Source organism: Kitasatospora sp. NPDC096147 (assembly GCF_044763225.1).
Classification (GTDB): domain Bacteria; phylum Actinomycetota; class Actinomycetes; order Streptomycetales; family Streptomycetaceae; genus Kitasatospora.
Genome location: NZ_JBIWFX010000013.1, coordinates 30,611 through 55,309, shown reverse-complemented (window position 1 = coordinate 55,309; position 24,699 = coordinate 30,611). Strand labels below are relative to the sequence as shown.

The window sequence follows — 24,699 nt, the reverse complement described above, 5'->3', positions numbered from 1 at the left end:
GCGGCGGGGGCTCAGCCCGTCGTCGCGTCGTCCCGCCGCCGCACCATCTCGGCGATCCAGACCGGGGCGTACGGCGAGGTGCAGCCCGGCGGGGTCGGGTAGTCCTGGAGCACCCCGAGGCGCTCACCGATCCCGATCGCCCGCTCGCGGTACTCGGGGAGCTCGATCCCGATCTGGGCCAGGCAGTGGTTCATCGCCCACTGGAGGCGGTCCGGCGCGTCCTTCATGCTGGCCTCGATGAGGTCCAGCAGCCCGGCCGGGTCGAGGCCTTCGGGCTTCCGGGCGACCCGCTCGGTGGTCAGCGCCCACCCGGCGGAGGCGACCACCGGATCGGGGTCGGCCGACCAGGCCACCCGGAGCTCCTCGGCGTACGGGCTCTTCTTCACCACGTAGCCGACCAGCCAGTCCTGCACCTTGGGCGTGCGCGCCTCACGCAGCATCAGGTCCAGCTCGTCCCGGCCGAACGCCTTCGGGCGGCAGATCAGCAGCGCCAGCAGCCGGGCCGCACCGTCACCCGTCGCCCACAGGCCGACGGCCAGGTCCTGCTGCGTCTTCAGCCGCTTGGCGACGGCGCGCAGCTTGCCGAGGTTCACGCCGTGGTCGTCGCCGTGCCGCTCGTTGACCCGGCGTACCTTCGGATCCTCCAGAGCGGCGAGCTCAGCCATCACCTCCGCCAGCACCTCGGCGAGCGCCTCGCCGGGGCCCGCTCCGTCCGCTGCCGCCGTCCCGGTCATCCCAACCTCCTGCTGCGTCACCGACCCACCGACCTACCGACCCGCCGCACCACCGACCCAGTGCACCACCGGACGGACACACCGTCAGACCGATCGGTCAGTCGCGCTCACCGAGTGGTCAGCCTATGGCGCTCGTCCTCCAGCACGGGTTCCGGCAGGGCGGGTTCGGCAGGTTCGGAAGGGCGGCTGGTCTGGGCGGCGAAGGCGCCGGCCAGTACCAGCAGTCCACCGGCCAGCTGGGCCGGTCCGAGCGTCTCGCCGAGCAGGAACCAGGCGGTGACGGTGGCCACCACCGCCTCCAGGTTGGCCACCACCCCGGCCACCGGCGGAGAGAGGAACTGCACCGAGACCACACCGGTCAGGTACGCGAGCACGGTGGCGACCAGCACCATCCAGGCGGCCGGGAGGAGCGCGGGCAGCACCCGGCCGTTCATGGTGACGTCGCCGCCGAGCAGACTCCAGTCGGCGGTCCACGGCCGGGTGAAGACGGTCAGCGCGATGGCGCCGATCAGCAGCCCGAACGCGCTCACCGCCATCGGGTCCACCGGTTCGCTGCCCTGCTTGGCGGCGTCGGCCAGGACGAAGTAGCCCACCTGGCAGCAGGCCGCGCCGAGGCCGAACAGCACCCCGAGGGTGTCGAACGCGAGCCCGTGCCAGAACTCCACCACACAGGCCAGGCCGGTGACGGCGACCCCGGCCCCGATGGTCGCGGCCCGGGAGACCGGCTTGCGCTGGACGAACTTCACGTAGCCGAGCAGCAGGAGCGGCCCGAGGTACTCGATCAGCAGGGCCACCCCGACGGGTATCCGGGATATCGAGGCGAAGTAGCAGGCCTGCACGCCGGCCACCGCCAGCAGCCCGAAGCCGATGAGCAGCTTCGGGCGCCGACGGAAGGCGTCACGGTGCCGGTAGGCGAGCGGGAGCAGTACGAGGGCGGCCCCGGTGACCCGGAGCCAGACCACGTGGAGCGGGGAGAGCCCGGCCTCGATCAGCGGCTTGGCGGCCGTGCCCGAACCGCCGAACGCCACGGCCGAGACCAGGGCGAGGGTGAGGCCGAGGGTCCGGGCCGAGGCACGCCTGCCGGGCGCGGGCGCGGGCACGGGCGTGGGCGCAGTCGCAGCCACGGCTACCGGCGCGGGAACGGGCACGGGCGTGGGTGCGAGCGGCGGGGAGGGCTGGGGTGAGGGCTTCGGAGATGAGCTGTGCACCGACGCATTCTGTCAGCCGGGCACCGCTTCGGTAAGGGCTGTCAACGGCAGACGGTCCTGCCGGTCTCCCGGTGGTCCGGGAGACCGGCAGGACCGGTCGCTGACGTACCGTCAGGCGGGCTGCGCCGCGCGGACTATCCCCCGGCCCGGCTCTCGCTCTGGCCCTGACTCTGCCCCCGGTCCTGGCCGGTCTCCTCGACCGCGCCGCCGGTCGGCGTGGGTTTCGGGGCCGAGGTCTGGCTCTGGGTGGGGGTCGGCTTCGGCGTGGGCGTGGGCTTGGCCGACGGGGTTGGCGTGGGCGTGGGCGTGGGCGGTGTCCGGCTCGGGGTCGGGTCCGGCCGCTGGGAGGTGGCCGAGGACGCTCCGCCGCTCGGGGTCGACGGGGTGTCCGAGGGGGTCGGGCGGTTGCCGCCACCGGGGGCGTCCGACGGGGTCGGGGTCCGGGTGCTCGAACCGTTCGACGCCGAGGGGGAGGACGCCGTGGAGGGCGAGGACGCCGCCGAGGAGGAGTCGTCGTCGGAGGCGGAGGAGCCGCCGAAGGACGAGACCGGCTGGCCGGCCAGGGCCGACTTCATGTAGGCGGTCCAGATCTGGGCCGGGAACTGCCCGCCCGCCGCACCGGCCAGGCCGGCGGTGCCGCTCAACGAGACCTGCTTGCCGTTGGCCGGGTCCTGCCCGAACAGGGCGACCACGGTGACGAGTTCGGGGGTGTAGCCGGCGAACCAGACCGAGCGGTGGCCGTCGGTGGTACCGGTCTTGCCGGCCGTCGGACGGCCGAGCTCCTTGGCCCGGTAGCCGGTGCCGCCGGGGTTGCTCACCACGCCCTGCAGCATCGTGGTGACCCGCTGGGCGGTCCGCTCGCTGACGGCCTGGGTGGTCTTGTGCTCGGGCAGGCCGATCCCCTCGCCGCCGCGCTCCAGCGACTGCACCAGCCAGGGGGTGATCTGCCGGCCGCCGTTGTCCAGGGTGGCGTACACCCCGGCCATGTCCAGCACGCTCGGCGTGGCGACACCGAGCGGGACCGACGCGTCGGCGGTCAGGCCGGGGGTGCCGGACGGCAGGCCGAGCGCGATGGCGGTGTCCCGGACCTTGGCCAGGCCGGTGTCCTGGGCGAGCTGGGCGAAGGCGGAGTTGACCGACCAGTCGGTGGCCTGCTGGAGGGTGATCTGGCCGTAGCTGCGGTCGCCCTCGTTCGGCGGGGCGTACGGGGTGCCCTTGCCGCCGACCACCGGGCGGCGCGAGGTGCCGTCGTAGACGGTGTCCGGGGTGATGGTCCGTCCGGACTGGGTGGTCGCCCCGCTCTCCAGGGCGGCGGCCAGCGCGATCGCCTTGAAGGTCGAGCCCGCCTGGTAGTCCTGCCGGGTGGCGTTGTCGACCCAGTGCTTGGTGGCGTCCGCGCCGCCGTGCAGGGCGACCACGGCACCGGTCTTCGGGTCCACCGAGACGGCACCGGCCTGGGTGGCCGCGTCCACCTTGCGGGTGTCCGGCTTGAGCTTGTCGGTCAGCTGCTGCTGGACGGAGTCCTGGAGCGCCTGCTGCTTCTTCGGGTCGATGCTCAGCTTGATGGTGTAGCCGCCCTGGGCCAGTTGGGCGTCGGTGACCACGTTGTTGGTGGTCAGGTACTCGGTGGCGGCGTTCACCAGGTAGCCGGCCTGGCCGGAGAGGCCGGGGGAGCTCTTCGGGGCCTGCACCTCGGGGAAGGCGGCGGCGGCCCGGTCCTCGGCGGAGAGCCACTTCTCCTGGACCATCGCGTCCATCACGTAGGCCCACCGGTCGGTGGCCCGCTGCTTGCCGTTCTCGGTGGCCGTGGAGACGTCGTAGGCGCTCGGGGCGTTCAGCAGCACGGCGAGGTAGGCGCCCTGGGCGGGGTTCAGGTCCTTGGCGTCGATGCCGAAGTAGGCCTGGGCGGCGGCCTGGATGCCGTAGGCGCCCCGGCCGTAGTAGGAGGTGTTCAGGTAGGCCGCCAGGACGTCGTCCTTGGTCTCGGTGGCGTCCACCTTGATGGCTATGAAGAGCTCCTTCACCTTCCGCGAGACGGTCTGCTTCTGGTTCAGGTAGGCGTTCTTGACGTACTGCTGGGTGATGGTCGAGCCGCCCTGGGTGGAGCCGCCGGTCGCGGTGTTCACCGCCGCCCGGACCATGCCCTTCACGTTGACCGCGCCCTCCTGGTAGAAGTTCCGGTCCTCGGCGGCCATCGCCGCGTGGCGGGCGGCCTCGGAGATCCGGTCCAGTGGCACGCTCTGCCGGTTGGTCTCTCCGGTCCGGGTGAGCAGCGAGCCGTCCGAGTAGAGCCAGGTGTTGCTCTGCCGGGTGGCCTGGGCGTGCGCGTCGGGCACCTGGACCAGGGCCAGGCCGAGTGCGAACAGGCCGATGCCGAGCACCGCGCAGCCGAGCGTGCTGAACAGCGCGAAGCGCCAGGTCGGGACGAGCCGGCGCCACCCGGTCCGGCGGGGCCGCCGCTTGCCGGTCTGCTGCGGGCGCGGGAGGCGGCCGTTCGGGGTGGGGCGGGGCAAGGGTCGGCCTTTCGCGGACGGACGGAGAACCGTGCCAGCCTGCCTCGGCCGAAGGGGCAGCCGTTAGGGACCTTTGTCCTGATTTTCCTGAGAACAGCCTTATCTGTCTTGGTTGCGTAACGATCAGGTGATATGGGCCACGGGCGCACCGGAGGGCGGGTGGGCGAACGCGCGAATGCCGAAGGGCCCTCCATTCGAGAATGGAGGGCCCTTCGGCTGTCTGTGCGCCGCCAGGGACTCGAACCCCGGACCCGCTGATTAAGAGTCAGCTGCTCTAACCAACTGAGCTAGCGGCGCCTGCTGACGAAGAGAACACTACACGGTCGGCCCGGAAGCACCGAATCGGTTACCGCCGCCCGTGCGCCTAGGCTGACCTGATGTCGAGCAGTGCCGCCGCCGTCCGGGCCGTCCGCGCCCTCCTGCTGTTCAGCGCCGTCGCCTACACCGCCTGGGTGTTGGAGGTGGTGGTGAGCACCGGACTCGATCCGGTGCAGACCTACGTCAGCGAGCTCGCCGCCGAGGACCAACCGCTGGGCGGTCTCTTCCGGGCCACCGACCTGGTCGCCGGGCTGGCCGTGCTGGCCGGGGCCGGGACGGCACTGTGGTGCCTGGAGCGGCGGCCGTGGGCACTGGCGGGCTGGGCCGCCCTGGCCCTGTTCGGTCTGGCCACGGCGGTGGACTCGCGGCTCCCGCTGAGCTGCACCCCGACCGCCGATCCGGAGTGCGCGGCCCGGGAGACGGCTGGTCTGGTGCCCGCCACCCACACGGCGCACGCGATCAGCTCCAGCCTGGCGATGGTGGGCGCGATCGGGGCGGTGGTGCTGCTCACCACGGCGGCCCGCCGGTACGGCTGGTGGCCGCCGCTGGCGCGGTACGGGCCGTGGTTGGTGGCCGCCGAACTGCTGGCCACCTGCTGGAGCCTGGGGGCGATCGCGGCGTTCGAGGCCGGCCACGGCACCTGGACCCTGGGGGCGGGGCAGCGCTCGCAGATCCTGCTGATCGCGCTCTGGCTGGCGGTGCTGGCGGTCAGTGTCGGCGGGGCGGGGCATGTGACGGATTCGGGTGGATCGACGGAGGAGAAGGTGGAGGGGCAAGGGTGACGTTCGGTCAGGGGCGGGTCCAGGGGCGGCGGAGCGAAGAGGGGGAGGAGGCGCGATTCCTTCGGATCGGTGGGCGGGCGCTGCACGTCCGGGTCTCCGGGCAGGGGCCGGTGGTCGTGCTGAGCGGAGGGCTCGGCTGTTGCTGGTTCGACTGGGACGCGGTGGTGCCGTTGCTCGAACCGCACCGGACGGTGGTGCGGTTCGACCGACCGGGGCACGGCCTCAGCGAGCTCGCGCCGGAACCGCCGACCGCGCGCGGGGAGGCTGACCGGATCGCCGCGCTGCTGGACGGGTTGATCCGGGAGAAGGTCCTGACGGGGGATCGGGCCGGAACGGGAGCCGGGGGTGTGACCGGTGGTGAAGCGGAGGCCGAGGCGGAGGCCGAAGCCGGAGCGGGAGCCGGCGGCGAGGCACCGGCGGCAAGGGGGGCGGCGGGTACGGGGAGCGAGCCGGCCGCCGGGGCCGTGGGGCCGGTCACGGTGGTCGGGCACTCGATCGCGGCCTTCCACGTCGAGGCGTTCGCCCGGCTGTACCCGGAGCGCACCGCCGCCCTGGTGCTGCTGGACGGCTCGACCGAGCCGCAGGCGCGGCCCGCGCCCGCGCGGGCCCTCCGGGACCTGACGGCCCGGGTGACCGGCACGGTGCTGGCCGCCGCCGGGCTGCCGTACCTGCTCGGCCCGTTGGCCCGCCGCGCGGTGGCGGCCGCCACCACGGCGGCGCACCGCGATCCGGCCCCGGCGGAGTCGGTCCGGCGCTGCTACCGGACCGGCCGGATGCTCCGCTCCGTCCTGGCGGAGAACACCAGGTACCTGGACGTGGCCGCCGAGTTGGACGTGCTCCGGCGCACGACCCCGCTCCGGGCGCCCGCCGTGGTGCTGGCCGCGGCGGCTCGGCCGGACGAGCGGTGGCTCGGCCGGCAGCGGGAGTTGGCGGTACTGCTCGGTGCGGAGTACCGCGAGGTGGTCCCGGCCGGGCACCTGGTGATGTGGGACGGGCCGGAGGCGGTCGCGGCGGCGGTGCTGGACGCCCCCTCGGTGTAACGGCCCTGGCGCGCAGCGGGGGTGGATGTCCGTCCGGGTGCCGGTCGTGTGCGCCCCAAGGGGCGCGCGGGCGGCGGCGCGCTCTCCTTCGGTGTGATCTGTGCCTAAAAAGCCGCGAGAAAGCCTCAAACCTGGTAGGCCGATGGTGTATTGAGACCCCGTCAGCCAGATCGACGGGACCGGCTATGCTTCCTTCGATCCGGCCCGCCCCGCCCATGTCAGAAGTGGGTGGGACGACCGGAGAGGGCCCTTTCCTATGGCCGGTACGCGGTCCGATGTTCCGTACACCTTCCGACAGTTGAGGACGCTGATGCTTGGTGCTGGATCGTCATCCGGAGATCGGCGCCCCGCAGCGGGGCTGGGATGGCTCCTGCCCACCGCGGTGACCGCCGCAGCGGCTGCCGTGGCCACCGTGCTGATGGACGGGAGCGCGCGCTGGGCGGTCGGCTGGTGCGGTGGAGTGGCCACCCTGATAGTCGCCGTGGTGGCTGCCGAGTCGGCCCGTCGCGGGCGGGCGCTGGCCACCTTCCAGGAGCGTGCGGCCCGCCAGGAGGCCGAGCTGCGGCAGCAGTTGGCCGACCAGGAGGAGCAGACCGCACGGCTGGCCGAGGCACTGCCGCAGGCGGTGGCCCGGCTCCAGGGCGGTGAGTTCCTGGAGGACGTGCTGCGCGAGTCGGGCACCGGCTCCGGCTCGGCCGGCTTCCAGCAGGCCCGGCACGCGGTGCTGCGCACCGTGCTGGAGGCGGTGGACGCGGAGGAGGGTCTGCGTGAGTCGGCCCAGCGCGCGTTCGTGAACATCGCGCGCCGGGTGCAGGCGATCGTGCACCGGCAGGCGCAGGACCTGCGGGAGATGGAGGACCGGCACGGGAACGATCCGGCGGTCTTCGAGGACCTGCTGCGGCTCGACCACGGGAACGCGCTGGTCGGCCGCCTGGCGGACAGCATCGCGGTGCTCGGCGGGGCCCGTCCCGGCCGTCAGTGGAGCAAGGGCGTGCCGCTGTACAGCGTGCTGCGCGGTGCGGTCTCGCGGATCCTCGACTACCAGCGGGTCGAGCTGCACCCGGTCTCCGAGGTGGCGGTGGTCGGCCCCGCGGTCGAGCCGCTGATCCACGCGCTGGCCGAGCTGCTGGACAACGCGACGCGCTACTCCCCGCCGCAGACCAACGTGCACCTGACCGCCGTCGAGGTGCAGACCGGCATCGCGATCGAGATCGAGGACGGCGGTCTGAGCCTGAGCGAGGAGGGCCGGGCCCGGGCCGAGCGGATGCTCCGTGAGGCGCAGGAGGGCATCGACCTCAAGGACTTGGGGGAGACGCCCCGGCTGGGCCTGGCCGTGGTCGGCCGGCTGGCGCAGGCGTACGGCTTCCAGGTCTCGCTCCGCCCGTCCGCCTACGGCGGTGTGCGCGCGGTCCTGATCGTCCCTCAGGACCTGCTGACCGCGACCCCGGCCAGCTCGGACTGGGCGCACGGCATCGGTGCGGTCTCCGGTCCGCGCCCGGCCGCCGCCGTGGCGGCTCCGGTCCGCGCGGCGGTCACCGGCCCCCGGCTGCCGGTCGGCGGGCAGCAGGCCGGCCCGCAGCACGCGGGTGTCCAGCAGGCGGATGTCCGGCAGGCCGGTGCGCCGGGAAGCGGAGTGGAGCGGGGCGGGGTGGAACACGGTTGGGCCGAGGACGCTCCCGTGGTGGTGACCGAGCGGGCCGCCAGCGGCCTGCCGCAGCGTCGCCGCCACGCCCGGCCGGCAGCGGAGGCCCCGGCCGCCCCGGCGGCGCAGCAGTACCCCGGCCGGCAGTCGACGGGTCAGTACCCGGCGGCCCGGCACACCACGGGTCAGTACCCCACCGGGCAGTACCCCACTGCTCCGGCCCCGGTGGCCGTCCCGGCCACCCCCGCTCCGGCCGCCCCGGCCGCAGATCCGGTGCAGCCCGGCATGTGGCTGGCGGCTTTCAGCGACGGCGTGAACGGCCAGTCGGAGCGGACCAGTGACCAGTCGTCAGGTACCACAGCCAGTACCACGCGCAGTAAGGGTGAGCAGTGATTCAGCAGCGGGCCAACATGGACTGGATGCTCAAGGAACTGGCCGACAGCGTGCCGCAGACCCGGCACGTGGTGGTGCTCTCCTCGGACGGGTTGCGGATGGCCCAGCACGGCACCGACACCGACACGGCGGACCGGCTGGCTGCGGCCTGCGCCGGTCTGCAGAGCCTGGCCACCGCGATCGGCACCGAGTTCCCGCACGGGGACGGCCGGATGCGGCTGGTCGTGATCGAGATCTCCGGCGGCTTCTTCTACATGATGGCGGCCGGCGCCCGGGCGTACCTCGCGGTGCTGGCCGACGAGGGCGTGGACGCCGGGCTGATGGGCCAGCGGATGCGGGACCTGGTGGCCAGGATCGGGGAGCACCTCAGCACACCGGTCCGCGGCGAGCAGGTCGCATGACCGGTCGCGGGATGGAGTGGGACGAGGGCCACCCCGAGCGCCTGTACGTGATCACCCGCGGCCGGAGCGGTGCCACCGAGCGGATCTCACTGGACCTGGTCACCCTGATCGTGGCCAGGTCCCGGCCGCAGCCCGCGATGCAGCCCGAGCAGGCGGCGATCCTGCGGCTGTGCCAGTCGCCGCTCGCGGTCGCGGAGGTCTCCGCCCACCTGGGCCTGCCGATGAGCGTGGTCACCGTCCTGCTGGCCGACCTGCTGGCCGAGGGGCGGGTGGAGGCGCGCGCGCCCGTCCCCAAGGCCGAACTACCCGACCGTGCCCTGATCGAAGCGGTGATGAATGGACTACAGAGGCTCTGACGCCCCCTCCGGTGTCGAGGCGCTGCCGGACTCGGCGGCCACCGCGGTCAAGGTGGTGATCGTCGGCGGGTTCGGTGCCGGCAAGACCACCCTGGTCGGTTCGGTCAGCGAGATCCGTCCGCTGACCACCGAGGAGACCATGACCAGAGCCGGCGAGGGCGTGGACGACGTCGCCGGGGTCGAGCGCAAGACGGTCACCACCGTGGCCATGGACTTCGGTCGGATCACCGTCTCCGACGAGCTGGTGCTCTACCTCTTCGGCACCCCGGGCCAGCAGCGGTTCTGGTTCCTCTGGAACGGGCTGTTCGAGGGCGCGTTGGGCGCGGTGGTGCTGGTCGACACCCGCCGGCTGGAGGTCAGCTTCGACGTGATCGGGCGGCTGGAGGAGCGCGGCGTCCCGTTCGTGGTCGCGGTCAACGGCTTCCCCGACTCCCCGGGCCACCCGGTCGACGACCTGCGGGCCGCGCTCGACCTGCCCGACGAGGTCCCGATAGTGCTCTGCGACGCGCGCAGCCGGGAGTCCAGCCGCGACGTGCTGCTCGCCCTGATGCGCTACCTCTACTCGCTCACCTCCTGAACCACCGTCACTCCCGGCACCACCGCACCGCCCGAACCACCGGCACTGCCTGAACCACCGTCATTCCCGGCACCACCGGCAATGCCCGAACCACCAGTGCGACCAGTGCCATCCGAACCACCAGCACCGCCGTCACGCGCACCGCACCGCTCCGCCCCTTCCGCCTGCCCACCCCCGGGATGCCACCCCGGGGGACACACCCCGGAGACACACCCAAGTGACCACCATCGACGGCCCGTTCGAGACCCCGCTCGGCGGTTCGCCCACCCCGCCCCCCGGCTGCCCCGCCCACGGGATGGCCACCGGGGGCATAGGCCCCGGCGGCATCCGCCGCCTGTACGGGCCGGAGGCCGAGGCCGACCCGAGCGGCCTGTACGAGAAGCTGCGCGCCGAGCACGGCGCGGTGGCACCGGTGCTGCTGCACGGTGACCTCCCGGCCTGGATGGTGCTCGGCCACTCGGCCAACCTGACCGCGATGCGCAATCCGTCCCGCTTCTCCCGGGACTCCCGCCGCTGGTCGGCGTTCCAGCGCAACGAGGTGGCGATGGACTCGCCGCTGATGCCGATCCTGGCCTGGCAGCCGCTCTGCCTGTTCGCCGACGGGGCCGAGCACCGCCGGCTGCGCGGTGCGGTGACCGACGGTCTGGACCGTTTCGACCGACGGGGCATGCGCCGCTACGTCACCCGGTTCGCCGACCAGTTGGTGGACGGCTTCACCGGGCGGGGCGCCGCCGACCTGGTGAAGGAGTTCGCCGAGCACCTGCCGATGCTGGTGATGACCCAGCTGATCGGCATGCCCGAGGAGTACGGCCCGAACCTGGTGAAGGCTGCCCGGGACATGATGCTCGGCACCGAGACCGCGATCGCCAGCAACGAGTACGTGGCGGCCACCCTCCGTCAGCTGGTGGACCGCAAGCGCCTGGAGCCCGGCAACGACCTCGCCAGCTGGCTGATCCAGCACGAGGCCGCGCTGACCGACGACGAGCTGATGGAGCACCTGCGTCTGGTGCTGCTGGCGGCCAACGAGACCACCGTCAACCTGATCGCCGACACCCTGCGGATGGTCCTCACCGACTCCCGCTTCCGGGCCAATCTCTCCGGCGGCCACATGACCCTGCCGGACGCGCTCGACCAGGTGCTCTGGGACAGCCCGCCGCTGTCGATGATCCCCGGCCGCTGGGCCACCATCGACACCGACCTGGGAGGCCGTCAGATCAAGGCCGGCGACATGCTGCTGCTCGGCCTGGCGGCCGGCAACGTCGACCCGGAGGTCCGCCCCGACCTCAACACCCCGCTGTACGGCAACCGTTCGCACCTGGCGTTCAGCGGCGGCCCGCACGAGTGCCCGGGACAGGACGTCGGCCGGGCGATCGCCGAGACCGGCATCGACGTCCTGCTCACCCGGCTCCCCGACCTCCGGCTGGCGGTCCGGGAGGAGGAGCTCAACTGGAGCGGCGCCTGGCTGGCCCGCCACCTCACCGGGCTGCCGGTGCGGTTCGCCCCGGGGCGCCCGAAGGGGCTGTCCGCCGCGGACCCGGCGGCGCCGGTGCCCGGTGGGATCACCGTCCCGCCGGTGGCGGCGGAACCGGCGCGACCGGCACGACCGGCGTGGCAGGCCGACCAGCCGAAGCAGCGGCGCCGTTGGTGGCGCGTACTGACGGCCCTCCTCCGCCGGGGCTGACGGTCGCCGCCGGCGAGCGGTGGCCGTCGGCTGACGGGTCGTCGGATTCGGCCGTCGGCGGCCACACACCCTCGACCGGTCCGTCCGCATTCGCGATCGACGCTCCGTGATCATTTCGGCCGGGCAGTCCCGACTGCCCGGCCGAGGCGGTGGCCGCGATGCCGTACGCCGACCGCATCCCGATGACGGTCCCCGCCCGGAAACGCCGGAAGGCCCCTCACCTGAGTGAGGGGCCTTCCGGCTGTCTGTGCGCCGCCAGGGACTCGAACCCCGGACCCGCTGATTAAGAGTCAGCTGCTCTAACCAACTGAGCTAGCGGCGCCTGCTGACGTGGAAGACTTTAGCAGCGTGTTCGGGTGGAACCAAAATCCAATTCACCCGTGGTCCGTCTCCGTGCTGACCGTCCCCGCAGTGGCCGTCCCGGTGGTGCCGGCCGTGGCCGTGCGGCGGAGCCGGGAGGCCCGGACGCAGGCCCAGAGCACGGTGGGCGCCCCCGGCAGCCAGGGCTCCCGGGAGTCGGGGGCGACGATCCAGCGGCCCGCGCCCTGGCCGGGCGAGTCCGGGGCGTCCAGCATCCGCTGGACCGGCGGCACCGTCACCGCGTCGCCGAGCCCGTGGCAGAGCAGCGGCGGCACCTCGCGGGCCCACTCCTCCCAGGCCAGCAGGGTGCGCAGCCGTGCGGCGGCACCGGGCTGCACGAACAGCAGGGTGCGGCCCCGGTAGGAGGCGACCGGGCCGCAGCCCGGGCCGGAGGCCCAGAGCTCGTCCAGCACCGCCCGGCCGAACAGGGCCGGCATGCTGATCACGTCGAAGGCACGGCCGCAGGGCAGCACCGTCGGGGCCCAGGGGCGGGACTCCCACAGGGCACGCATGCTGCGCGGGTACTCGCTCGCGGTGGCGAGCCACGCCTCGCCGGCGGCGGTGACGTACTCCACGGATTGATACGTCCAGATGTCCACGCACAGCAGGGTGGCGCGTGACGGGGGCCGCACGGAGCGAAAGCCGCGTTCGCCGGACAGCGGGCGGGGCGTGGGCGTACCCTTCCCGTCCGCATATGCCAGGGGTCTGCGATCGGTGACCCCCGGGGGTGGCTCAGTGCTCGCCGGAGTGCTGCCGGCGGAGCAGCGAGCGGCCGTACTCGACCATCTTGTCGGCGTAGTCGGGCGTCCAGTCCGCGCGCTCGGCGATCGCGGCGGGGGAGAGCGCGTCGAACCGCCGGGTGTCCGCCAGCTGGGCGGCGGCGATCGCCTGGAAGTCGGCGGCCCGCTCGGCGGCGGCCCGGAAGGCCAGGGTCAACTCCGTGGACCGGCGCAGCAGTTCGGCCGGGTCGTCGATGGAGTCCAGGTCGAAGAACCGTTCCGGCTCGGGCTCGTCGGCCTGCGGCTCGAAGAGCAGCTGGGCCGGGCGCAGCCGACGGGCGGGCGCGGGCACGGCTGACGGGGCGTCCGGTGCGACGAGGTCGGCAGCGTCGGGGCGGGATGCACCGGCGTCGGGCATGGGGGGACACCTCCGGGGTGTGGTGGGTGGCTGCCGTCCCATTGTCGCGCGGGGACGGCCGGTAACGGAACGGTGCGCGTGCGGTCGCTATTCCCGCTGCGTGCGCCCCTGAAAGCTGCCGATGACCCCATCGACCGGCCGCCGGCTCAGCGCAGCCGGACCCGGTGCTCGCCCAGCAGGGCCAGCACCGCGTGGTTGGCCTCCCAACCGTCCGGGAACTTCATCGTGACGCCGAGCTGCACGGGCTCGGTGGACGGGTGTTCGTCCAGCAGCTCCGGGATGCCGGCCCGTGCCACCACGATGCATGCGTGCCGGTGCCGGGAGGCCAGCACGCAGAGCCGGCCGGTCTCCAGGTGGAAGGCGGTGGCGTCCGGGCGGCCGGAGAGCGGGTGCAGCACCACGGTGACGTCGTACTCCCGGCCCTGCAACCGGTTGGCGGTGTCCACCGTGACGGCCGGGCCGGCCGCGTGGTCGACCGGCACCCGGAGCCGGGCCAGCGCGGCCCGGACCGCCGCCGCCTGGTCCCGGTGCGCGGTGCCGACCGCGATCCGGTCCGGGGTGAGCGGGGCCGAGCCCTGCTCCGAGTGCGCCGTCAGACCCCTGGTCAGCAGCCGGTGCACCACCGCGGCGGTGGCCTGCACCGCCTGCGGGTCGGTCCGCACGGTGTGCCGGGCGGGCAGCTCCAGCAGGGCCCAGCCGTGCTCAGCCGCCTCGTCCACCGCCGCGTCCAGCGCCGAGCCGTCCCCGGCGGTGGCGGCGGTCAGCCGACGGTCGTCCGGGCCGGTGCCGGAGCGGAACGGGGTGTAGGGGTAGAAGGCCTGCGAGATCAGCGGCGCCGCCGAGTACGGCAGCCGCCAGGAGACCGGCAGCCGGTGCGGGCGGATCGCCGGATTGTGCGCGAGCAGGGTGACCACCGCGCTGCTGGACGGGTCGTAGGAGAGCCCGGCCCACTGGTCGGTGCCGACCACGGTGAACGGGTCCAACTGCCCGGGGTCCCCGACGAACAGCGCCCGCTCGAACAGCCCGGCGACGGCCAGCAGTGCGTCCGAGCGCATCTGGTACGCCTCGTCCACGATCGCGTGCCGCCAGGGCTGCTCGGCCTTCACCCACTGCCACTTGGCGGCGGTGGAGATCACCACGTCCTGCTCCAGCAGGTCGGCCACCTTGGCGGAGGCCGTCACGTTCGCCAGCTCCGCCAGCTCCGGGCCCGGCTTCGCGTCCGAGGCGTGCAGCCGGCCGATGGTCAGCTCCGGGCCCTTCTCCGCCAACCGGCCGACCAGGTCGTCCACCTGACCGTTCGTCTGGGCCACGATCATCAGCCGCTCGCCACCGGCGACCAGCTCCTTGGCGGCCCGCACCACCAACGTCGACTTGCCGGCCCCGGGCGGGGAGTCCACCACCACACCGCGCGGCCCGCCCGGCACCGGGTGGACGGTGGCGGCCAGGATGGCGGCCACGGCGGAGTCGGCGGCGGCACCGGGGTGCTCGGCCGCCGGGGCGGACTGGTCGATGGTCATGCTGGTGGTCATTCCCACTCTTCGGTGCCGGTAGGCGAAGGATCGGTGCTGCCGCCGCCGGGCGGACCGCCGTGCGTCCACGGGGTGTCCTCCGGCTCGGGCAGCGGGGCGGACTGACGCACGGTCAGCTCGAAGAGCGTGAAGGTGACCCGCTCGCCCGGCTCCGGCAGGGTGCCGGGCTCCGGCTCCTTCTTCCGGCCCATGCCGTTCAGCACCCGGACGGTGATGCTGCCCGGGGCGGCCGAGACGATCTCCGCCTTCTGGGCGTTCGGCCCGTTCGCCCGGTGCACCTCACGGCCCGGGTCGGCGTGCGGGCGGTCCTCGGTGCGCAGCACCAGCAGCGGGCGGGGCTTCGGGGAGCGGCCGGTGGTGTCGTACTCCGGCACCACCTCGACCACCTCGCCGCTGAACGCCTCGCCGGAGAGCCGGTGCCCGGCCATCGCCAGCGGGTCGTCCAGCGCCTCCTGCACGTCCACCTTGGCCTGCTCGCGCTCGCGCTGGGCCAGCTTGCGGGCGGCCGTCACGGCGTCGTCCTGCTTGGGCTGCGGCGGCTCGCCGGCCGCCAGCCGATCCCGGTGGTTGGTGAAGGACCAGCGGTCGCTCTCCCACCGCTCCGTCAGATGGGCGGCCGGGGGCAGCTCGCGCAGCAGGTCCAGGCCGTGCCAGACGTCCCGCCAGGTCGGTAGGGTGGCCCCCAGCAGCGCGGCGTGCAGCTCCTCGGCGGCCCGCTTCACCGCCAACTGCGACTCCGGGCCGTCCCGGTGGGCCAGTGCGGCGAGCGCCTTGTCGTGCCGGGCGATCGCCGGGGCGAGCACCTTGGCGTCGAAGACCGGATCGGTGGCCGGGCCGGCCGGCGGGTGCAGCGGCACGCCCCGGGCGTCCCGCTCGGTCTCCACCCGCTCGGCCAGCTCGGCGCCCGAGACCCCGGCCGGCGGGTGGTGCCAGGCCAGCCGGGCCCCGAGGTGCTGGTCCTCCAGCATGCTCTGGCCGGTCGCCCAGTGCCGGGCCAGCAGCTGGGTGAGCGGCAGCAGGAGGGACGAGCCGGGCACCTGGGCCCGCTCGGTGTAGTGCGTCAGCCAGCGGCCCAGCAGCGGCACCTGGGTCGGCGCCGGGTAGGGCCCCGGATCGGGGTCGGAGGCCGTCCGGCGGAAGCGGGTGGACCGGCCGAGCAGCGCCAGGTGCTGCACCGCACCGCTGTTCGGCACGATCAACTGGGGTGCGTCGGCGCAGAGTTCGCGGAAGGACTGGGTCTTCTCGCCGGTCTCCGGGTCCTTCTCGGTGCGCTCGACCAGCTCCACCTCGTCGGCGTACGGGCCCAGGTGAGCCAGCAGCTCGGCGGCGAAGTCGGCCAGGAAGGCGAAGCGCTGGTCCCGGTTGAGCGGCTGGGGCACCAGCAGCAGCCGGGGGTGCTCGCGGTCGGTGCCCAGCAGCACCGCCAGCGGGGCGCCCGCCTCACCGGCGGCGGCCAGCGGCACCAGGACCATCGGGCGCTCGGACAGGTGCCGGTGCCGCACGGTGGCGAGCGGCTCGGCGTGCCCGCTGCGGACCGCCTCCATCCGGGCCAGGGTGTCCAACAGGCTCACCGGGGGACCTCCGTCCGAGCCGGGGCGGCAGCCGGGGGCGGGGGCGGCGCCGTGGTCGTGGTGGCGGTGCTCAGGGCCGGGGCAGTCGGGGTGTCGCGCGGGCTCACCGGGGGACCTCCGTCCGGGGCACGTCCGGCGCGGTCATCGGGACGGCTCGCCGAGGCCGGCCGCGCAGAGCGCCTCGGAGCGGAGTGCGGCGGCGTGCGCCAGCCGGGCCGCCGCCTCGTCGGTGCCGTCCGGGCTGCCCGCCCGGGCGGCGGCCAGTGCCGCCTCGACCGTCCGCAGGGTGCCCAACTCGCCGCGCACGCCCCGGCCCAGCTGCTCCACCGCACCGCTCTGCCGGGCCTGCGAGCGGCAGAGGAAGCCCAGCTCGCAGGCGGCCAGGCAGTCCGGGCCGTAGCTGGCCGGCACCGCCTCCACCGCACTGCCCAACTCGGCGGCCGGCCTGGTCGGCACCCCGGCCGGATCCGGCGCCAGGTCGAAGCTGGTGCCGGGCGGCAGCGCGTCCAGCAGCTCCTCGATCCTGGTCAGCCGGGCGAGCTGACGCCTGGTCACCGAGAGCTCGCGGCGGATGTCCACACTGCTCGCGGTCGGCCGGTTGGAGAAGTCCTTGGGGCAGACCAGCAGCACGCTCAGCTCCGGCGAGCCGGGCAACTCCTGGGTGCCGTACGGAGACTGGTCGGCCGTCACGCCCGCCGACTCGGCGGCGGTCTGCTGGAGCGCCAGCACGTACACCGCCGCCTGGCGGGCCGCCGCGCCGACCTTGGCCGGATCGGCGGTGCCGTCGATCACCGGGAAGGACTTGATCTCCACCACGGTGCAGCGGCCCCCGTGCACCAGTACCGCGTCCGGCTCCAGGTAGGCCGGGGTGCCGGCCACCGTGAGGCGGAGCATCGGGTGGTCCAGCAGGGTCCAGCCGTCCGGGTCCGCAGCGGCCTCGGCGAGCGCCTGGCGGGTGCGGTCGGCCCGGGTGGCCGGGGCGGAGCGCGGCAGCAGGTCGGGGACGGCCAGCGGGCCGCCCTCGGGCGGCAGCCCGAGCCGGGACCGGAGCGGCGCCAGCAGCGCCGCGTAGCCGTCGTCCTTGAGGCGGGCCTCGAAGACGTTCCCCCGGGTGATCGCGAACGGCGACTGCCCGAACGGCGCGGGCCGCCCGAGCCGCTCGGCCACCGCCCGTTTGTCCACCCCCGCCGCGTCCAGCACCGCCCGCCGCCGGCACCCCGGATTGGCCGCGAGGGCGGCCAGCGCCCGGGCGTCGAGGCTGCGCTGCGGCACCGGGCCGCGCAGTTCACGGAGCCGTCGCGCGACCGGCTCCGCCTGCCCTTGGATCGAGACGTTCATGGTGCGGCCCAGTCTCGCACCCGCCACCGACACTCCGGGGCAGGACGCCCCAACCCGGGACGGAGCCCGCAATCACGGCGAGCCGGGGACGAGTCGGTAGGGCGGGTGGGTGGTGGTCGGTGGTGCTGCTGACGGTGTGACAGGCGAGCGGGTGGGCGGGGCGGGCCCGGACGCGGCGATCGGGTACGGCGGGACGCGGACCTGCCGGAGGGGCGGAGGCGCCCGCCGCGGCGAGGGCGTCCGGCCCCGGCTCGCCGCAGGCGGCCGTGGTGCTGTTGTGGTTGGTCGTGTTCCGTCTCGGCTCCCGGTTCGGGGTGAGCCCGGACCTGGCGTGCCGCAGGTGGCCGCGCTCCGCTCCGGTACCGGCCCGCCGCATCGAGCGCTGCGTGCTCGGTGCGGAGGCGCCCGCCGCGGCGAGGGCGTCCGGCCCCGGCTCGCCGCAGGTGGCCGTGGTGCTGTTGTGGTTGGTCGTGTTCCGTCCCGGCTTCCGGTTCGGGGTGAGCCCGGTCCTGGCGTGCCGCAGGTGGTCCCGCTCCGGGCCGGTACCGGCCCGCCGCAGCGAGGGCTGCGCGCTCGGTGCGGGATCATGGAGTGTCGGCGACTCGATGGCGAGGTGCGGCCGGTGCCCGTCTTGGCCGGGGAGAGAATGCCAATGAGTCTGTGAGGAGCCGCTCATGCCCGCCCGTATCGTGCTCGTCCGCCACGGTGAGACCGCCTGGTCCGTCACCGGCCAGCACACCGGCCGTACCGACGTGCCGCTCACCGAGGAGGGCCGCGAGATGGCCCGTGCCCTCGGGGGCCGACTGGCCGCCGCACCGTGGTTCGGGCTGCCGGAGGCGACCGTGTACACCAGCCCGCTCTCCCGGGCCAGGGAGACCTGCGAGCTGGCGGGCTTCGGGCCCCGCGCGGTGGACCGGGACGAGCTGCTGGAGTGGGACTACGGCCAGTACGAGGGCCGTACCGGTCCGGACATCCGGGCGACCGACCAGCCGGGCTGGCTGATCTGGCGGGACGGCGTGCCCGGCGGCGAGGAGCTGTCCGAGGTGGCTGCCCGGGTGGACGCGTTCCTGGCGAGCCTGCACGAGGAGCACGGCACGCCGGACCCGGACACCACCACCATGCACTGCGCCGACCACGACGTGGTGGTGTTCGCGCACGGCCACCTGCTGCGGATCCTGACGGCCCGTTGGCTGGGCCTGCCGCCCGAGTTCGCCCAGCGGTTCAAGCTCGGCACGGCCGCGCTCTCGGTGCTCTCCTGGGAGTACGGCGCCCCGGCGGTCGAGCTCTGGAACGACCAGTCCCACCTGGGCAGGTAGCGGCCGGAGCGGACCCGCCGTCAGGTGGCTTCTCGCGCGTGCGCGGCCAGGAAGGCCGCCACCTCCGGGACGGCGCGGTGCGGTCGCAGCTGCCGCGCCGTCCCGGCCAGCATGGCCCGGATCCGGGCCGAACGGACGTCGCCGAGCAGCGCGGTGGCCTCGGTGGCGTGGGTGGCCGCGCCGGCCAGGTCGCCGAGGCCGAGCCGGTCGTGCGCCAGCTCGGCGGTGTAGAGCACCCGGTTCCGCACGAAGTGCGGCTCCTGGAGGTCCACCGCCTGCCGGGCCAGCACCCCGGCCCGGTCCCAGAGTTCGAGGGCCGCCCAGCACTGCGACTCCAGACCGGCGATCTCGGCCTCGCCGAAGAAGGTCATCCACTCCGGGTCGGCCTCCGACTCGCCCTGGTCGAAGAGGGTGTAGGCCCGCCCGAGCGCCCGCTCGCACGCGCCCCGGTCGCGCAGCAGTGCCCACGCGCCGGCCTCCCGCATCGCGAGCAGCGACAGCAGCCGGGCCGAGTCCAGCTTCCGGGCGGCGGACTGCCCGGCCTGGGCGGCCCGGAGGGCCTCGCGGGCCCGGCCGGTGTCCCGGGCCAGGAAGGCGCTGTTGCAGAAGACGTGTGCCTCCAGCGCCGGGTCGTTGGCCATCCGGGCGGTGGCCAGGGCCTCGGCGTAGAACGAGCGGGCCTCCACGGTGCGGTCCGAGTCGTGCGCCAGCCAGCCGACCGAGATGGCCAACTCCCCCGCCCCGGACTGGAGTCGGCGCTCGGTGGCGGCGCCGTAGTCGCCGTCGTTCAGCAGTACGTAGGCGCTCCGCAGCGACTGCCCGGCCAGCTCGAACAGGGTGTCGGCGCCGTGCACGTCGTCCAGCAGCCGGATGCTCCGGACGGCCTGCTCGACGCCGCGCACCTCGGCGGCGCCGACCCGGCGCGGTGGCGGCACGGTGGACCCGGGGGCGGCGGAGCGGGGGGCCGCCAGGGCGGGGCGGTCCAGGCCGAGCGCGGCGGCCAGTGAGGTGGGCGCCAGCACGGCGGCAGGTCCGCCGGTCAGGAAGGTGCGGCGACGCAAGTCGTCGTTCTCCTCGTCGGGAAGGTACGAGTCGTCGAGCAGCGGCAGCCCGCCCGGACGAAGCCTCGGACCCCGGGCTGACGGCGGGTCGGCCGCGCGGCGGCGGACCGCCGTACGCGGGGTGAACCCGAGCTCGGCCAGCGACCGTTCGGGCCACATGTGCCGGAACACCCGCTCGTACGCGTAGTTGGGGCAGCGGATCTCGCCGGCCTCCACCCGGCCGACGTAGCGCGCGTCGCAGGACACGTGCTCGCCGATCTCCCGGGCGGCCCGGCGGATCGCCAGGGCGAACTCACCGGGGGAGAGGCCGCCACGGAGTGCCCGCATGGTGGTGTTGGGGACGGTCGGTCTCGTGGCTGCCATCGCGCTGCGCTCCGAGGTGGGGGTCTCGATCCGGAGCAGAGAGTACCGACTGTCACGGACCGGACACGTCCGGTTGCGGGGTGATCTCCTGTCAATTGGCCATAAAACGGACAGAGTTGCGGTGAAATGCCATGAAGTGCCATGGGTTGCGGTACGTCAACCCGTGGCCTTTCGGCACCCTTGGGCGTTGTCCTGATACGTGGCGGCCCCCTGCCGACCCCGCGCCGTTCCGCACCGCCGGACGAGCGGCCGGGGGCCGCCTGGTTGACGAGGAGACAGGAGGGCCCATGTCCGCCGGACTTCCGCAGTACCGTCACATCACCGTCCCGGCCACCCCGAGGGCATCCCGCCGCCCGCTACTGGCGGCGGCACCGGCCGTGCCCGTCCTGCCCTCCCTCCCGGCCGGCTTCGACACCGTCACGGTGGCCGTCCGGCACGGCCTGGAGACGGTGGACATCCTGCGGCTGCGCCGGGCCTGCGGCACGGTGCTGCAGAGCGACGGGGGGACGGCGGTCGCGTTCCTCGTCCCGGCCGGGGTGTCCGGGCAGTGGCACCTGCCCGGCACCTCCTGTACCCCGGGAGCCCGGCTGCTCCCCGCCACCGATCCGCGCTGGGTGATGCCCCCGGCCGGCCCCTCCGCCCTCGCCCGCCCGACCGATCCGTGGGTGCTCCGGACGGCCCTCTGCGAGGCCGCCTGCACCCTGGCCGCCGGGGGCCTCGGGCCTTTCTGAGCCCGCCGGACGGCGCACCACCGTGCCCCTCTCTGCGGTGCTGCTGCCGCCACCGCGGCACCCCGCCACTGCCGCCGCGCTGTTCCGCCGCCCGGGCGGCGCGGCGCTCGCTCCTGCTCCGTCCCCGCCGTGGAGACCTGCCGTGAGCTGCGGGTCCGTTCGTCTCGGCCGGCCTCCGCCGGTCCTCCCCGCGCCGGGCCCCGCCACGCTCCCCGGCGATAATGACTGCCATGGGACGCAACCGGGCCGGTCGGGCTCGCACCGAGACCGAGGCCGAGACCACCGGGCCGGACACCACCGGGGCCGAGGGCCGCACCCACGCGCAGGGCCCGCTGGCCCGGCAGGTCGCCTCCGGTCTGGCCGAGCTGGTGCCCGACCGGGACCGCTCCCGGGCCTGGACGCTGCTGCTCGACGGCGCCCCGCAGTCCCTGGTGGACCTCGCCGACCCGACCCACCTCGGCTTCGAGTACCAGCGCCGGCTGGGCCACCTGATCGACCTGGCGGCCCCACCGGGCCGTCCGCTCACCGTGCTGCACCTTGGCGGCGGTGCCCTCACCCTGGCCCGCTACACCGCCGCCACCCGCCCGCGGTCCCGGCAGCAGGTCGCCGAGATCGACCCCGCGCTGACCGAACTGGTGCGTGGTGAGCTGCCGTTGGAGCGCGGCTGGCAGATCAAGGTGCGCGGCGCGGACGCCCGTGCGGTGCTGGAACGCACTCCCGAGGGCTCGGTGGACCTGGTGATCACCGACGTCTTCTCCGGAGCCCGGACCCCGGCACACTGCGCCACCGTCGAGTTCGCCGGTCTGGCGGTCAAGGCGCTGGCCCCGGGCGGGCGGTACGCGGCGAACATCGCCGACGGCGGCGCGCTGCCCTTCGCCCGCTCCCAGGTGGCCACCCTGCAGGCGGTCTTCCCGGAGGTCTGCCTGATCGCCGATCCGGCGGTGCTGCGCGGCAAGCGGTTCGGGAACCTGATCCTGGCGGCGGCCCAGCAGCCGCTCCCGTTGGACGAGTTGGGCCGCCGGGTGGCCTCCGACTCCTACCTCGGCCGGATCGAACACGGCCGGGGGCTGACCGACTTCACCGCCGGAGCACGCCCGGCCACCGACGCCACGGCGGCTCCGTCACCGACTCCGCCGCCCGGGGTCTTCCGCTGACCGACGGCGCCGACCGGCTCCGGTCGGAGCCACCGGGACGTGCCGCCTCGGGTCGTGTCTCCGCATTGCCGCATTGCCGTGCCCCCCGGCCGTCCCGGGTCGTCGTGAGGGTGGTGGGGCGAAGGGGCTCAGTGCCCGCGCGGCAGGCCCTTGTGCTTGTACATCGCCGCCCCGGTGAGCAGCATCCCGGCCGCGATCGGTACCAGGACGGCGGTCACCTCGCCCTCGGCCTCCACCGAGGCGGCGGAGGTGCCGGCCAGCTCCACCTGCTCCTCCGGTGCGGACAGCGTCCAACTGCCCTGCGGGAGCTGCACGGTGGCCGACCGGATGACGGGTGACGTCGATGCCGCCATGGCGTCGGCGGTCCGCACCGCCCCGGCGGCGGCTGAGGCCCCCGGAGTGGCGGTCGGTGCCAGCCGGGGCCGGACGGCGGCTGCCCCGGCCCCGGGGGCGGCCGGCTGGCCGGCGTCCTCGGCGGTGGCGCGGGAGGCCCGGGGCTCGTCGCCGCGCGCCTGCGGCGGCACCGAGGGGAGCAGCACCGCGGCGATCGCGAAGGCGTCCGGCACGGTGGTGGCCTGGCCGGGCAGCGGCAGTCCGTCGGTCCTGATCCGCTCCTGCAGGGCCTTGGCGACCGAGGCGGTCTGCTGCTCCAGCACCGGGGTGGCCAGCCCGGTCAGCTGGCCCAACAGGGCCGGGGCATCCGCCCGTTGGACCAGGTCAGCGCCGAGCAGCTCGGTGGCTGCCGGGCCGTCCGCCGCGTACGCGGTGCCCACCCCGAGCCCGAGGCCCCAGACGTGGGCGAGCACCGCCCCACCGGCCGCCAGCGTCCTGGTCCGGGGGCGGGGGAGCCGCCCCCGGCCGGTCGCGACCTCGGTCCCGGGCCGGCCCTCGGTACCTGCCCCGGCGTCCGCCCGGGGCCGCGCACACTCGCCGTCCGGACCCTCGACTCGCGGCTGCGCCACGTGGTTTGCTCGCACGTCAACAGAGAACGAGTCCCCACCCGTCGAGGTCACGCACCGTCAGTTCGGCACGGGCAGCGTGCCGGTGCGGATCACCTGGGCGTACCAGTGCGCGCTGGCCTTGGGGGTGCGGGCCAGGGTCCGGTAGTCGACGTGGACGGCTCCGAAGCGCTTGGCGTACCCGTACGCCCACTCGAAGTTGTCCAGCAGCGACCAGAGGTAGTAGCCGCGCACGTCGGCGCCGAGCTCCACGGCCCGGGCCAGTGCGGCCAGGTGGCCGTGCAGGTAGGCGATCCGGTCCCGGTCGTCCACGGTGCCGTCGGGGCCGACCCGGTCCTCGAAGGCGGCGCCGTTCTCGGTGACCAGCATCGGCAGGCCGGGGTGGGCCCGGTGCACGGCGAGCAGCAGGTCGGTCAGGCCGGTCGGGTCGATCGGCCAGCCCATCGCGGTGAGTTCGCCGGGGGCGAGGTGGAAGGCGACCTGGTCGGCGCCCGGCCAGGGGGAGTGCTCGCTGGCGCCGTGGCCGTCGTGGCGGTGGCGGTCGTCCGCATGGGCGGCGCTCGAAACCACGGTCGGGGTGTAGTAGTTGATGCCCAGCAGGTCGATGGGCCGGCTGATCTCGGCCAGGTCGCCCGGCCGCACCAGGGTGTCCCAGTCGACCAGCCGGGCGGTGTCGGCGAGCAGGTCGGCGGGGTAGGCGCCGTCCAGCATCGGCCCGGTGAAGACCCGGTTCCCGACGGCGTCGATCCGGCGGGCTGCGTCCAGGTCGGCCGGGTCCTGGCTCAGCGGGCGGACTTGGTGCAGGTTCAGCGAGACCGCGAGCTGCGCGGTACCGGGGAGCGCGGCGCGCAGGGCGCCGACGGCCAGGCCGTGGCCCAGGTTGAGGTGGTGGGCGGCCCGCAGGGCGTCGCCCGGGTCGGTGCGCCCCGGGGCGTGCACACCGGAGCCGTAGCCCAGGAAGGCGCTGCACCAGGGCTCGTTGAGGGTGGTCCAGGTGGCGATCCGGTCGCCGAGCGCCTCGGCTGCCAGCGCGGCGTAGTCGGCGAACCGGTACGCGGTGTCCCGGGCCGGCCAGCCGCCGGCGTCCTCCAGGTGCTGCGGGAGGTCCCAGTGGTAGAGGGTGGCGAGCGGGGTGATGCCGTGCGCCAGCAGTTCGTCGGTGAGCGCCCGGTAGAAGTCCAGGCCGCGTTGGACGGCCGGGCCCCGGCCGGTGGGCTGGACGCGCGGCCAGGAGATGGAGAAGCGGTAGGAGGTCAGCCCGAGCTCGGCCATCAGCCGGACGTCCTCGCGGAAGCGGTGGTAGTGGTCGACGGCGACGTCGCCGGTGTCACCGGCGGCGGTCCGGCCGGGGGTGTGGCTGAAGGTGTCCCAGATCGAGGGGGTGCGGCCGTCCTCGGCGGCGGCCCCCTCGATCTGGTAGGCAGCGGTGGCGGCGCCCCAGACGAAGCCTGGCGGGAAGGCCGGGGCCGGGGTCGCGGAGTCGGCGAGCGGGCCGGATTCGGTCACGGTCATTGCGGGAGCGCTCCCAAGGTGGA

The 24,699-nt window shown here is 74.5% G+C and carries 21 protein-coding genes and 2 tRNA genes; 10 read left to right on the top strand and 13 right to left on the bottom strand.

What is annotated here, in order from left to right; all coding sequences use genetic code 11:
* Positions 1 to 11: 11 nt before the first annotated feature.
* From ACIRBX_RS30445 to ACIRBX_RS30430, 4 genes are all read right to left on the bottom strand, one after another.
* Complete coding sequence (locus ACIRBX_RS30445; RefSeq protein ID WP_402302084.1) at positions 12 to 665, bottom strand: DNA alkylation repair protein; 654 nt, start codon at positions 663 to 665, stop codon at positions 12 to 14.
* A 176-nt stretch (positions 666 to 841) separates the two neighbouring features.
* Complete coding sequence (locus ACIRBX_RS30440) at positions 842 to 1,834, bottom strand: EamA family transporter (protein ID WP_402301816.1); 993 nt, start codon at positions 1,832 to 1,834, stop codon at positions 842 to 844.
* 242 nt (positions 1,835 to 2,076) lie between these two features.
* Entirely contained in the window at positions 2,077 to 4,455 is a 2,379-nt protein-coding gene (locus tag ACIRBX_RS30435; protein ID WP_402301815.1) for a transglycosylase domain-containing protein, read from the bottom strand.
* A gap of 223 nt (positions 4,456 to 4,678) precedes the next feature.
* Positions 4,679 to 4,752: transfer RNA gene (locus tag ACIRBX_RS30430), tRNA-Lys, on the bottom strand.
* Positions 4,753 to 4,832: 80 nt separating this feature from the next.
* On the opposite strand from ACIRBX_RS30430, the gene ACIRBX_RS30425 reads away from it, so the two are divergent.
* The 7 genes from ACIRBX_RS30425 (at position 4,833) to ACIRBX_RS30395 (ending at position 11,645) form a co-directional block, all read left to right on the top strand.
* A complete protein-coding gene (locus ACIRBX_RS30425; protein WP_402301812.1) occupies positions 4,833 to 5,555 on the top strand; it encodes a DUF998 domain-containing protein in 723 nt (240 codons plus the stop codon).
* Positions 5,552 to 6,595 (top strand): alpha/beta fold hydrolase, encoded by a 1,044-nt coding sequence (locus ACIRBX_RS30420; RefSeq protein ID WP_402301809.1) that lies wholly within the window; start codon positions 5,552 to 5,554, stop codon positions 6,593 to 6,595. Before ACIRBX_RS30425 ends, ACIRBX_RS30420 begins: the two co-directional genes overlap by 4 nt.
* Before the next feature lie 310 nt (positions 6,596 to 6,905).
* Complete coding sequence (locus tag ACIRBX_RS30415; protein ID WP_402301807.1) at positions 6,906 to 8,630, top strand: ATP-binding protein; 1,725 nt, start codon at positions 6,906 to 6,908, stop codon at positions 8,628 to 8,630.
* Entirely contained in the window at positions 8,627 to 9,031 is a 405-nt protein-coding gene (locus ACIRBX_RS30410; protein WP_402301804.1) for a roadblock/LC7 domain-containing protein, read from the top strand. The genes ACIRBX_RS30415 and ACIRBX_RS30410 overlap by 4 nt, the downstream gene beginning before the upstream one ends.
* Positions 9,028 to 9,387, top strand: a complete 360-nt coding sequence (locus ACIRBX_RS30405; protein ID WP_402301801.1) for a DUF742 domain-containing protein — start codon at positions 9,028 to 9,030, stop codon at positions 9,385 to 9,387. The genes ACIRBX_RS30410 and ACIRBX_RS30405 overlap by 4 nt, the downstream gene beginning before the upstream one ends.
* On the top strand, positions 9,368 to 9,964 hold the full coding sequence (locus ACIRBX_RS30400; RefSeq protein WP_402301798.1) for a GTP-binding protein: 597 nt from the start codon (positions 9,368 to 9,370) through the stop codon (positions 9,962 to 9,964). Before ACIRBX_RS30405 ends, ACIRBX_RS30400 begins: the two co-directional genes overlap by 20 nt.
* Before the next feature lie 295 nt (positions 9,965 to 10,259).
* Positions 10,260 to 11,645, top strand: coding sequence for a cytochrome P450 (locus ACIRBX_RS30395; protein ID WP_402302081.1), 1,386 nt, complete (start codon positions 10,260 to 10,262; stop codon positions 11,643 to 11,645).
* Between the two features lie 248 nt (positions 11,646 to 11,893).
* On the opposite strand, the gene ACIRBX_RS30390 is transcribed toward ACIRBX_RS30395, so the two are convergent.
* From ACIRBX_RS30390 to ACIRBX_RS30365, 6 genes are all read right to left on the bottom strand, one after another.
* Positions 11,894 to 11,967 (bottom strand) — tRNA-Lys (locus ACIRBX_RS30390).
* A gap of 52 nt (positions 11,968 to 12,019) precedes the next feature.
* Positions 12,020 to 12,604, bottom strand: a complete 585-nt coding sequence (locus tag ACIRBX_RS30385; RefSeq protein WP_402301795.1) for a bifunctional DNA primase/polymerase — start codon at positions 12,602 to 12,604, stop codon at positions 12,020 to 12,022.
* A gap of 133 nt (positions 12,605 to 12,737) precedes the next feature.
* Positions 12,738 to 13,142 (bottom strand): hypothetical protein, encoded by a 405-nt coding sequence (locus ACIRBX_RS30380; protein WP_402301793.1) that lies wholly within the window; start codon positions 13,140 to 13,142, stop codon positions 12,738 to 12,740.
* Between the two features lie 146 nt (positions 13,143 to 13,288).
* The gene (locus ACIRBX_RS30375) at positions 13,289 to 14,671 is read right to left on the bottom strand and encodes an AAA domain-containing protein (protein WP_402301790.1); all 1,383 of its coding nucleotides are present in this window, start codon (positions 14,669 to 14,671) and stop codon (positions 13,289 to 13,291) included.
* A complete protein-coding gene (locus ACIRBX_RS30370; protein WP_402301788.1) occupies positions 14,668 to 16,242 on the bottom strand; it encodes a hypothetical protein in 1,575 nt (524 codons plus the stop codon). The genes ACIRBX_RS30375 and ACIRBX_RS30370 overlap by 4 nt, the downstream gene beginning before the upstream one ends.
* A gap of 141 nt (positions 16,243 to 16,383) precedes the next feature.
* Positions 16,384 to 17,580, bottom strand: coding sequence for a hypothetical protein (locus tag ACIRBX_RS30365; protein WP_402301787.1), 1,197 nt, complete (start codon positions 17,578 to 17,580; stop codon positions 16,384 to 16,386).
* 674 nt (positions 17,581 to 18,254) lie between these two features.
* Here ACIRBX_RS30365 and ACIRBX_RS30360 point away from each other — a divergent pair.
* Positions 18,255 to 18,896 (top strand): histidine phosphatase family protein, encoded by a 642-nt coding sequence (locus ACIRBX_RS30360; RefSeq protein ID WP_402301785.1) that lies wholly within the window; start codon positions 18,255 to 18,257, stop codon positions 18,894 to 18,896.
* Positions 18,897 to 18,916: 20 nt separating this feature from the next.
* Here ACIRBX_RS30360 and ACIRBX_RS30355 read toward each other — a convergent pair whose 3' ends face one another.
* Complete coding sequence (locus ACIRBX_RS30355; RefSeq protein ID WP_402301783.1) at positions 18,917 to 20,320, bottom strand: tetratricopeptide repeat protein; 1,404 nt, start codon at positions 20,318 to 20,320, stop codon at positions 18,917 to 18,919.
* A gap of 287 nt (positions 20,321 to 20,607) precedes the next feature.
* On the opposite strand from ACIRBX_RS30355, the gene ACIRBX_RS30350 reads away from it, so the two are divergent.
* A complete protein-coding gene (locus ACIRBX_RS30350; protein ID WP_402301780.1) occupies positions 20,608 to 21,051 on the top strand; it encodes a hypothetical protein in 444 nt (147 codons plus the stop codon).
* Positions 21,052 to 21,281: 230 nt separating this feature from the next.
* Positions 21,282 to 22,205: a spermidine synthase gene (locus tag ACIRBX_RS30345; RefSeq protein WP_402301778.1), complete on the top strand. Its 924-nt coding sequence runs from the start codon at positions 21,282 to 21,284 to the stop codon at positions 22,203 to 22,205.
* A 128-nt stretch (positions 22,206 to 22,333) separates the two neighbouring features.
* Here the strand turns inward: ACIRBX_RS30345 and ACIRBX_RS30340 are convergent, their stop codons facing one another.
* Together ACIRBX_RS30340 and ACIRBX_RS30335 are read right to left on the bottom strand one after the other, a co-directional pair.
* Positions 22,334 to 23,167, bottom strand: coding sequence for a hypothetical protein (locus ACIRBX_RS30340; RefSeq protein ID WP_402301775.1), 834 nt, complete (start codon positions 23,165 to 23,167; stop codon positions 22,334 to 22,336).
* Positions 23,168 to 23,224: 57 nt separating this feature from the next.
* A complete protein-coding gene (locus ACIRBX_RS30335; protein ID WP_402301773.1) occupies positions 23,225 to 24,676 on the bottom strand; it encodes a GH1 family beta-glucosidase in 1,452 nt (483 codons plus the stop codon).
* Positions 24,677 to 24,699 lie beyond the last annotated feature (23 nt).